Source organism: Janibacter limosus NBRC 16128, from assembly GCF_001570985.1.
Lineage (GTDB): Bacteria > Actinomycetota > Actinomycetes > Actinomycetales > Dermatophilaceae > Janibacter > Janibacter limosus.
Genome location: NZ_BCSS01000065.1, coordinates 1 through 9,459, shown reverse-complemented (window position 1 = coordinate 9,459; position 9,459 = coordinate 1). Strand labels below are relative to the sequence as shown.

The following is a 9,459-nucleotide window of genomic DNA, read 5'->3' as shown; positions in this document are numbered from 1 at the left end:
CCCGGTCGGCCCGAGCGAGGAGGACCTGCCGGCGGGCGAGCCGATCGCCGTGCCCGTCGAGCGCGCGGGTGACGACACCGCGGTCATCCTCTACACCTCCGGCACGACCGGTCGCCCCAAGGGCGCCGAGCTCACCCACGACAACCTCGACCTCAACGCGATGCGGTCGGCCGACGACATCATCCAGATCGCCACTGGTGACGTCATCATGGGCTGCCTGCCGCTCTTCCACGTCTTCGGTCTGACCTGCGGGCTCAACGCCGCCGTGCGCAACGGCGCGACCCTGACGCTGGTCCCGCGCTTCGAGCCGGGCAAGGCGCTCGAGGTCATCGAGCGCGACAAGGTGACGATCTTCGAGGGCGTGCCGACGATGTACGGCGCGATGCTGCACCACCCGAGCGTCACCGAGACCGACACCTCGTCCCTGCGCACCTGCGTCTCGGGTGGCTCGTCGCTGCCCGGCGAGACGCTGCGCGACTTCGAGGAGACCTTCAAGGTCAGCCTCCTCGAGGGCTACGGCCTCTCGGAGACCTCCCCCGTCGCGTCCTTCAACATGCTCGACCAGCCGACCAAGCCGGGCACCATCGGCCGCGCCATCCCTGGTTGCGAGATGAAGCTGCTCGACGCCGAGGGCAAGGAGGTCGGCCCCGGCGAGGGCGTCGGCGAGATCGCCATCCGCGGGGACAACATCATGAAGGGCTACTGGGGCAAGCCCGAGGCGACCGCCGAGGCGATCCCCGACGGGTGGTTCCGCAGCGGTGACATCGCCAGCGTCGACAAGGACGGCTACTACACGATCGTCGACCGCAAGAAGGACCTCATCATCCGCGGCGGCATGAACATCTACCCCCGCGAGGTCGAGGAGGTGCTGTACACGCACCCGGACGTCCTCGAGTGCGCCGTCGTCGGCGTGCCCCACCCCGAGCTGGGCGAGGACGTGGGCGCCGCAGTCTCGCTGCGCGAGGGAGCCACGAGCTCCGTCGAGGAGATCAAGCAGTACGTCAAGGACCGGATCGCGGCCTACAAGTACCCGCGTGAGGTCTGGGTCCTCGACGAGCTGCCCAAGGGCCCGACCGGCAAGATCCTCAAGCGGGAGATCCACTCACCCTCCGCCTGACGATCCACACGTCGAAGGGGGCCGCGCTCGGTGCGCGGCCCCCTTCGTCGTGCTGTCACGGCCGGTCGGCACGCTCCTCGTACCAGGTCGTCGTGACCCCGCCACGCTGCACGTCCGGGTCGTCGATCAGGCTCCGGTGGAGCGAGCTCGTGGTGACGACCCCCTCGACGACCAGTTCGTCGAGGGCCTGACGGGCGCGGGCGAGGGCCTGCGGACGGTCGCGGCCGTGGACGATCACCTTGGCGAGCAAGGAGTCGTAGAAGGGCGGGATGCGGCCTCCGGCGACGAAGCCCGAGTCGATCCGCACGCCCGGCCCGTTGGGCAGGTCGAAGCGGGAGATGTCCCCGGGTGAGGGGAAGAAGTCCTGCTCCGGGTCCTCGGCGTTGATCCTCATCTCGAGGGCGACACCGAGGACATCGATGTCCTCCTGGGCGAGCGACATGGGCTCACCCGCTGCGATCCGCAGCTGCTCGGCCACGAGGTCGACGCCGGTGATCATCTCCGTGATCGGGTGCTCCACCTGGATGCGGGTGTTCATCTCGATGAAGTAGCACCGGTCCCCCGTGACGAGGAACTCCACGGTGCCGGCGCCGCGGTACCCCACCTCTGCGGTGAGTCGCACGGCCGCCGCCGTCATCTCCTCGCGCACTCCCTCGTCGAGGCCGGGGGCGGGAGCCTCCTCGAGCAGCTTCTGCCGACGTCGCTGCACCGAGCAGTCCCGCTCGAAGAGGTGGACGACCGAGCCGTGGTCGTCGGCGAGCACCTGCACCTCGATGTGCCGGGCGTCGATGATCGCCTTCTCGAGGTAGACCGACCCGTCGCCGAAGGCCGAGGAGGCCTCCGCCCGGGCCGTGGACACCGCGTCGTCGAGCTCGTCGGCGGAGTGGACGATCCGGATGCCCCGGCCGCCGCCACCGGCCGCGGCCTTGACGAGCACCGGGAAGCCGAGCTCCTCCGCCGCCTCGCGGGCCTGCGCCACGTCGTCGAGCACGCCGGAGCCGGGCACGACGGGCACGCCCGCACGCTCAGCGGTCTCGCGCGCGAGGGCCTTGTCACCCATCGACGAGATGACCTCTGCCGACGGGCCGACGAAGACGAGCCCGGCGTCGGTCACCCGGCGGGCGAACTCCGGTCTCTCGGAGAGGAACCCGTAGCCCGGATGGACATAACCACACCCCGAGTCCAGGGCTGCCTGCACGACGGCGTCGACGTCGAGGTAGGACTTCGTGGCCGGCGAGGGCCCGATGTGAACCGCCTCGTCCGCCAGCCGGACCCAGAGCTGCTCGGCGTCTGCGTCGGAGTGGACGGCGACTGCTTCCCACCCGAGGGCGTGCGCCGCACGGATCACCCGGACGGCGATCTCACCTCGGTTGGCGACGAGGACGCGCGGGCTCTCCCCCGCGCTCATTCCAGGACCACGACGTCCTGGCCGACGGAGACCTCCGCCGCGTCCTCGACGAGGAACTCCTTGACCCGGCCTCCCGCGCTCGCCTTGAGCTCGGTGAAGTTCTTCATCACCTCGATCAGCCCAATCGTCTGGCCCTCGGTCACTTCGTCACCGACGCTGACGAAGTCGTCCTCGTCCGGGGACGGACGACGGTAGAAGACCCCGGGCAACGGGGAGGGAATGGTGCTCATGTGCAGTCCTTTCGCACGAGGGGTGGTACGGGCTGGATCAGGAAAGGGCCTCACGGATCCGAGCGAGCCTCCCGGTCCGCTCGGCCCGCGCGGCCAGGGCCTCGTCGACGTCGACGTCACGGAACCTCACGGTGTCGCCCGTCTTGGCCTGGCCGAAGAGATCCCGGTCGACCGAGACGACGGTGGCGATGGTGGCGTAGCCACCGCCGGTGACCGCGTCACCGAGGAGCACGATCGGCTCGTCACCGCCGGGCACCTGGATGGACCCGAGCGGGTAGCCCAGATCGACGACATTGGCCGGGTCACTTCCCGCGCCGAAGGGCTGCTCGCGCTCGACGAAGTCGAGCGTGCCCCCGCGGAGCCGATACCCCACCCGGTCGGCGTCCTTGGTGATCTTCCACGAGGTCCCGAGGAAGGACTCCAGGGCGCCCTCGGTCAGGCGGTAGGAGCAGAGCCCGACCTGGGCCCGCACCTCGATGTCAGAGGCGAAGTGGGGCACGAGCTCGTCGGGGACGCTGCGTCCCTCCGCGACCGACGTGGCCGCGCCCAGCGGGAGGACGTCGCCGTCGGCGAGGGTGCGCCCTTCGAAGCCGCCAAGACCGATGAGTGTGTAGGTCGAGCGGGAGTCGAGATAGGTCGGCACGTCGATCCCGCCGGAGACGGCGATGTACGGCCGCGCGCCGCTGGCGATCATGCCGAAGGCGAGCACGTCACCGCTGCCCACCGCAACGCTCGTCCACGTCGGGATCGGCTCGCCGTTGAGGGTGACGGCCGCGTCGCCTCCGGTCACCGCGATGACTCGCGCGTCGGTGAACTCCAGCGAGGGACCGATGTAGGTCGCCTCGAGCGCAGCGGCGCTCTCGGGGTTGCCGACGAGGAGGTTGGCGACGCGGAAGGAGAACTGGTCCATGGCCCCGGACGGGGGCATGCCGATGGCATAGCGCCCGGTCCGACCGAGGTCCTGGACAGTCGTCGACAGGCCGCCGGTGACGACCTTGACCTGTGCACTCATCGGTACAGCACCTCCAGCAGGTGGTCATTGACGCCTTGCGGGTCGCCGAGGAAGGCGGCCGGGGAGAACTCCACGTCCTGCTGTCGGTACCGGAAGCTGCCGGCCTCGACGGCCGCCCTGGTCTCGTCGAACTCGGTGCGGTCCACCGAGCGGTAGCGCAGGATGTCCCCCGGCCGGGGGAAGACGATCGAGTGGTCGAAGTCCGGGTGGTCCTGGCGCACGTTGAGCACCGGGGTCGCCGACATGCCGTACAGCTGGTAGCCGCCCGCACCCTGAACCGGGTAGATCACCGAGAACGCACCGCCGATGCCGAACGCGCGCTCGGGTGTGAAGGTACGCGGCCGCACGTACTTGGGCACCTCGACCTGCCGCTCGCGGGGCTCGAGCTGGTAGCAAAAGGGCAGCCCGGGCACGAAGCCGAGCATCGTGACGATCCACGGGTTGCCGGACAGGTGGTCGATGAAGGCCTGGACACTCTCGAAGCCGTTGGTCCGCGCCCCGTACTCGAGGTCCGTCGACTCCGGATCCTGGTGCCGGTCGCGGAAGCGCATGAGGGCCTCGTGCGTCCACGGGTCGTTGTAGAGCACCGGGATGTCGACGACACGCGTCTGCAGCGTGAAGTCATCGGGGACCTCGGAGAAGGTCTGCTCGAGCTCGCGCAGCAGGGCCATGAGGTCGGCGGGCGCGATGACGTCGGGGTCGAAGCGCACGAGGTAGGAGGCGTTGGAGGGACAGATGTCCACGATCCCCGCCAGGTCCCGCGCGGCGAGCTCCTGGGTGATGAGCATGGCCTTGACATTGGCCTCCATGCTCATCGCCTCAGCGATCTCGACGAAGATGAACTCGTCGGCCCCGTGCTCGTACCGTGCCGGTGGAAGCTGCACGCGCTCTGTCATCGGCCCTCCTCGTGGTCGTGGAGCGGACGGATCGTCCACCCCAGGCTCGTGATCCGGTCGACGACGGCGCGGGCGTTGGCCCCCGCGCCGGGCCGGTCGGAGTGGATGCAGATGGAGTCCACCCGGATGGCCGACTCCACGCCGTCGGCGGAACGCACCGTGCCGGAGAGGATGCTCTCGGCCTGGTCGGCGCACCACTGCGGGTCCCGTGGCCGGTTGTCCGGGTCGATGATGATGTGCCCGTCGTCGGTGTACTCGAGGTCGGCGAACCCCTCCGCGGCGACCCGGTGGCCACGGTCGATCTGCCGCTCGGCGCAGTGGCCGGCCTCGAGCACGAGGGTCAGCGCGTCGTCCCACGCCGCGACCGCATCGGCCACCGCATCGGCGACCGCGTCGTCCTTCATCAGCAGGCCGTAGAGGCTGCCGTGCGGCTTGACGTGGCGCAGCGGGACCTCCTGCTGATCGGCCAGGGCTCGCAGGGCGCCGGCTTGATAGAGCACCGCCTGGGCAGCCTCCTGCGGGGTGAAGGCCATCGACCGCCGGCCGAAGCCGGTGAGGTCGGGGAACCCGGGGTGGGCCCCCAAGGCGATGTCGTGCTCCTTGGCCAGGGCGACGGAGCGCGCCATCGTCCCCGGGTCGCCCGCGTGCCAGCCGCAGGCGATGTTGAAGGACGAGACGAGCGTGGCCAACTCCTCGTCGGCACCCAGCCGCCACCTGCCGAAGCTCTCACCTCCGTCCGCATTCAGGTCGACGAACCGTGCCGTGGTCCCAGCCATGCTGGCCTCCTGCCTGTGGTGGTCTCCCACCGACTCCATCGACGTCACCCGGTCAGACCCGCCGCTCCCGCGACGGCACGTCCGGCGAGCACCCCGGCCAGGTGGCGGCGATACGCCGGCGTGCCGGCCGGGTCCTCCGGCGGCTCGGTGCCCTCACCGGCCAGGGCCGCAGCCTCCTCGAGCGCCGAGGCCTCGACCGACCGGCCGGTCATCGCGCTCTCGGCGGCGCTCGCGCGCAGCGGCGTGCTGCCCATGTTGGACAGCCCGAGGCGGCACTCGGCGACGGCACCACCCTCGACCCGCACCACGGCGGCGACGGCGACGATCGCCCAGGACTGGGAGACGACGGAGAACTTCTCGTACTGCATGCCCCAGCCGGTGTGCTTGGGGATGCGGATCGCCGTGAGGACCTCGCCCTCGTCACGGACGGTCGTGAAGGGACCGGCGAAGAACTCCCCGGCCGGCACCGAGCGGGTGCCCGACGGACCGGTCAGCTCGATCACCCCGTCGAGCGCCAGCACGGCGGGGCCGATGTCCCCGGCCGGGTCGGCGTGGGCGAGCGCGCCGCCGATGGTGCCCCGGTAGCGGATCTGGGGGTCGCCGACCGCGGCCGCGGCCTGGCCGAGGACCCCGGCGTGCTCGGCGACGAGCGGGTCGTGGGCGGCGACGTGGTGGGTCACCATCGCCCCGATGACGAGGTGGTCCCCGTCCTCGCGCACCTCACGCAGCTCGGGGATCCGGCTGAGGTCGACGACGGTACTGGGGTCAGCCATGCGCATCCGCAGCACCGGCATGAGCGACTGACCGCCGCCGAGCACCGTGGTGTCGTCGTCCCCGTCGGCGAGCGCCTGGACGGCCTCGGCTACTGAGCTCGGTGCCGTGTAGTCGAACGCGACGGGCCTCATGCCGCTCCCCCTTCGTCGGGCGTCATGGTTCCTGCGGCGGCCGCCTCCTGCAAGGCGGTCCAGACCTTGACCGGTGTGCACGGCATCGTGATGTCCGTGACGCCGAGGTGCCGGATGGCGTCGAGCACGCCGTTGACGATGGCGGGCGGGGCCGCGGTCGCGCCGGTCTCGCCGACCGCCTTGACGCCGAGGACGTTGGTCGTCGCCTTGGTCACCGTGTAGTCAGTGCGGTAGCGCAGGACGTCGGGCGCGGAGGGCACGAGGTAGTCGGCCAGGGTGCCGGTCGTCAGCTGCCCCTCGTCGGAGTACTGGATCTCCTCGTACAGGGCCTGGGCGATGCCCTGGGTCAGGCCGCCGTGGACCTGGCCGTCGACGATCAGGGGGTTGACGAGCACACCGACGTCCTGGACGCAGACGTAGTCGCGCAGGGCCACCCGGCCCGTCCGGGTGTCGACCTCGACCGCCGCGAGGTGGGTCCCCGTGGGGTAGGAGAAGTTCTCCGGGTCGAAGGTGAAGTCGGAGTCGAGGTTGGGCTCGAGCCCGTCGGGCAGGTCGTGCGCGAGCCAGGTGCCGAGCATGATCTCCTGGATCGTCACGCCGCTGTCGGTCCCGGTGACGGAGAACCGTCCGCGGGTGAACTCGAGGTCCTCGACATTGGCCTCGAGCAGGTGCGCGGCGATCTGCTTGGCCTTGTCGACGACCTTGCGCGCGGCCCCGACGATCGCCATGCCTCCGACGACGAGGGACCGGGAACCGTAGGTGTCCATGCCCTTGTGCGCCGAGCCGGTGTCGCCGCTGATGAGGATGATGTCGTCGAAGGGGATGCCCAGCTCGTCGGAGACGATCTGGCAGAAGGCGGTCGCGTGCCCCTGCCCGTGCGACGTGGTGCCCACGACGACCTCGACCTTGCCCGTCGGCAGCATCCGGACCGTCGAGTGCTCCCACCCACCGGAGCCGTAGTTGAGCCCGCCGAGGACGCGGCTGGGTGCCAGGCCCGAGAGCTCGACGAAGGTGCACACCCCGATGCCGAGCTGCACCGGGTCGCCCGACTCGCGGCGTCGCTGCTGCTCGGCCCGCAGCTCGTCGTACCCGAACATCTCGAGCGCCCGGTCGGTGGCCTGGCCGTAGTCGCCCGAGTCGTAGGTCAGTCCGGCGACCGTGGGATAGGGGAACTCGTCGGCCCCGATCCAGTTGTGGCGGCGCAGCTCGAGCGGGTCGAGTCCCAGCTCGACCGCCAGCTCGTCCATCATCCGCTCGATGCCGAAGGTGGCCTCCGGCTTGCCGGCACCGCGGTAGGCGTCGGTCATCGTCTTGTGCGTGAAGACGTCGGTGCAGTGGAAGCGGTAGGCGGGGATGCGGTAGATGCCGTTGAACATGAAGCCGCCGAGCAGCGGGATGCCTGCGGTGAGGATGCCGAGGTAGGCGCCGACGTCGGCCGTGAGCTCGACGTCGAGCGCGGTGATGGTGCCGTCACGACGGGCGGCGATGGCGATCTCCTGCACCTGGTCGCGGGCGTGGTGCGAGGACTGCATCGACTCGATGCGCGACTCGGTGTACTTGCAGGGCACCTGCAGCCGCTGGGCGATGAGCAGGACGATGGCCTCCTCACGCGTGAACTGCAGCTTGCCGCCGAAGCCTCCGCCGACGTCGGGCGCGATGACCCGCAGCTCGTGCTCCTCGATCGGCTGCGTCATCGACATGAGGATGCGCACGATGTGGGGCACCTGGGTCGCCGACCACATCGTCACCTGCTCGGCCGTGGGGTCGACGACGATCGACCTGGGCTCGATGTAGGCCGGGGTGATGCGGTTCTGCCGCAGCGTGCGGCGGACGACGACCTGGTCGGGGTCGGCCTCCGCGGCCAGGATGGCCTCACGGGCGTCCCCGCCGGTGCCGAGGGCGACGGAGTCCATCCCCCACGTGGCGCACACGTTGGTCCCGAGGTCGGGGTGGACGAGCTCCGCGCCCGACTGCCTCGCCGCCATCGGGTCAACGACGACCGGCAGCTCGTCGTAGTCGATGTCGATGAGGTCGAGGGCGTCGTCCGCCGCCTCCTTGGAGATCGCGGCGACGACCGCGACGATGTCGCCGACGTGCTTGACGGTGTCCGTCGTCACGGGCATGTAGGTCGGGGTCCGCATGTCGTCGCTGACGGTCCACGCGGTGGGCATCTGCCCCTGCTCCGGGAGGTCCGTACCGGTCCAGACGCCGAGGACGCCGGAGGCGCTGCGCGCCTCGCTCGTGTCGATCGCGGTGATGGTCGCGTGGGCGAGCGGCGAGCGCAGCACCGACAGGTGCACCATGCCCGGCAGCGTCAGGTCGTCGGTCCAGCGGGTGCGACCGGTGAGCGCACGACGGTCCTCCCGCCGCAGCCGGGCGCGACCGACCTCGGCCTCAGGGGTCTCGGTCTCGGGGGTGGCGGTCATCGTGTGCCCCCCTCGTCGGCGGACTCTGCGTAGGCCATCACCGCGGAGACGATGCCCTGGTACCCGGTGCAGCGGCACATGTTGCCGTTGAGGCCCTCACGCACCTCGTCCTCGCTCGGCGAGGGGTTCTCCCGGACGAGGCAGATGCTGCGCATCAGCATCCCGGGGGTGCAGTAGCCGCACTGCAGCCCGTGGTGCTCGTGGAAGGCGGTCTGGACCGGGTGCAACCCCTCCGGACCGGCCAGCCCCTCGACGGTCTCGATCGTGGCTCCGTCGGCCTGGACGGCCAGGACGGAGCAGGACTTCACGCTCTCTCCGTCGATCAGCACCGTGCAGGCGCCGCAGTTGCTCGTGTCGCAACCCACGACGGTCCCGGTCTTGCCGAGACCCTCTCTGAGGTGATGGACCAAGAGGGTCCTGGGCTCGACATCGGTCGTGTGGTCCATGCCGTCGACGTTGACGGTGATTCGCGCCATCGCTGCTATCCATCCTCTGGGCTGGGGATCTCGTTCGACTCCGGCGTGCGTGGCTCGAGCATGTCCCATGAGCGAGGTACTGGCAAGGGATGCGCGACGAGCGCGAGCGAGCAGCGTACGGAGCGAGCTCAGCTCGCGGCGACCTCGGCGAGCGACGTCGCGAGGTCGGTCACGACCCGCAGCGAGCCGACCGCGGCAGCGGGCTGCGCACCC

9 protein-coding genes are annotated in these 9,459 nt (G+C 70.4%); 1 reads left to right on the top strand and 8 read right to left on the bottom strand.

All coding sequences use genetic code 11. The features are described from left to right. A partial coding sequence (locus JLI01S_RS15790) for an AMP-binding protein (RefSeq protein ID WP_068266421.1) occupies nucleotides 1-1,117 on the top strand: 1,117 nt, incomplete at its 5' end. Between the two features lie 55 nt (nucleotides 1,118-1,172). Here JLI01S_RS15790 and JLI01S_RS15785 read toward each other — a convergent pair. Genes JLI01S_RS15785 through JLI01S_RS15750 form a run of 8 tightly spaced genes read right to left on the bottom strand, consistent with a single transcriptional unit; the run spans nucleotide 1,173 to nucleotide 9,246 of the window. Continuing rightward, complete coding sequence (locus tag JLI01S_RS15785; RefSeq protein ID WP_068266418.1) at nucleotides 1,173-2,525, bottom strand: acetyl-CoA carboxylase biotin carboxylase subunit; 1,353 nt, start codon at nucleotides 2,523-2,525, stop codon at nucleotides 1,173-1,175. Beyond that, the gene (locus JLI01S_RS15780) at nucleotides 2,522-2,755 is read right to left on the bottom strand and encodes an acetyl-CoA carboxylase (protein ID WP_068266415.1); all 234 of its coding nucleotides are present in this window, start codon (nucleotides 2,753-2,755) and stop codon (nucleotides 2,522-2,524) included. Before JLI01S_RS15780 ends, JLI01S_RS15785 begins: the two co-directional genes overlap by 4 nt. A 37-nt stretch (nucleotides 2,756-2,792) precedes the next feature. Next, nucleotides 2,793-3,767 carry a 5-oxoprolinase subunit C family protein gene (locus JLI01S_RS15775; RefSeq protein WP_068266410.1) on the bottom strand — a complete coding sequence of 325 codons (975 nt, stop codon included), beginning with the start codon at nucleotides 3,765-3,767 and terminating at the stop codon, nucleotides 2,793-2,795. Then, complete coding sequence (locus tag JLI01S_RS15770) at nucleotides 3,764-4,663, bottom strand: 5-oxoprolinase subunit B family protein (protein WP_068266407.1); 900 nt, start codon at nucleotides 4,661-4,663, stop codon at nucleotides 3,764-3,766. Before JLI01S_RS15770 ends, JLI01S_RS15775 begins: the two co-directional genes overlap by 4 nt. Next, nucleotides 4,660-5,439, bottom strand: a complete 780-nt coding sequence (gene pxpA / locus JLI01S_RS15765) for a 5-oxoprolinase subunit PxpA (RefSeq protein ID WP_068266404.1) — start codon at nucleotides 5,437-5,439, stop codon at nucleotides 4,660-4,662. The genes JLI01S_RS15770 and pxpA overlap by 4 nt, the downstream gene beginning before the upstream one ends. A 44-nt stretch (nucleotides 5,440-5,483) precedes the next feature. Next, entirely contained in the window at nucleotides 5,484-6,344 is an 861-nt protein-coding gene (locus tag JLI01S_RS15760; RefSeq protein WP_068266400.1) for an FAD binding domain-containing protein, read from the bottom strand. Beyond that, entirely contained in the window at nucleotides 6,341-8,770 is a 2,430-nt protein-coding gene (locus JLI01S_RS15755) for a xanthine dehydrogenase family protein molybdopterin-binding subunit (RefSeq protein WP_068266397.1), read from the bottom strand. The genes JLI01S_RS15760 and JLI01S_RS15755 overlap by 4 nt, the downstream gene beginning before the upstream one ends. After that, on the bottom strand, nucleotides 8,767-9,246 hold the full coding sequence (locus JLI01S_RS15750) for a (2Fe-2S)-binding protein (RefSeq protein ID WP_068266394.1): 480 nt from the start codon (nucleotides 9,244-9,246) through the stop codon (nucleotides 8,767-8,769). The genes JLI01S_RS15755 and JLI01S_RS15750 overlap by 4 nt, the downstream gene beginning before the upstream one ends. Nucleotides 9,247-9,459 lie beyond the last annotated feature (213 nt).

Excerpts from the sequence above, each read along its gene's own strand:
- JLI01S_RS15755 (WP_068266397.1), bottom strand. The coding sequence starts at position 8,770 with ATGACCGCCACCCCCGAGACCGAGACCCCTGAGGCCGAGGTCGGTCGC.
- JLI01S_RS15775 (WP_068266410.1), bottom strand. The coding sequence starts at position 3,767 with ATGAGTGCACAGGTCAAGGTCGTCACCGGCGGCCTGTCGACGACTGTC.
- JLI01S_RS15785 (WP_068266418.1), bottom strand. The coding sequence starts at position 2,525 with ATGAGCGCGGGGGAGAGCCCGCGCGTCCTCGTCGCCAACCGAGGTGAG.
- JLI01S_RS15750 (WP_068266394.1), bottom strand. The coding sequence starts at position 9,246 with ATGGCGCGAATCACCGTCAACGTCGACGGCATGGACCACACGACCGAT.
- JLI01S_RS15760 (WP_068266400.1), bottom strand. The coding sequence starts at position 6,344 with ATGAGGCCCGTCGCGTTCGACTACACGGCACCGAGCTCAGTAGCCGAG.
- JLI01S_RS15770 (WP_068266407.1), bottom strand. The coding sequence starts at position 4,663 with ATGACAGAGCGCGTGCAGCTTCCACCGGCACGGTACGAGCACGGGGCC.
- JLI01S_RS15780 (WP_068266415.1), bottom strand. The coding sequence starts at position 2,755 with ATGAGCACCATTCCCTCCCCGTTGCCCGGGGTCTTCTACCGTCGTCCG.
- pxpA (WP_068266404.1), bottom strand. The coding sequence starts at position 5,439 with ATGGCTGGGACCACGGCACGGTTCGTCGACCTGAATGCGGACGGAGGT.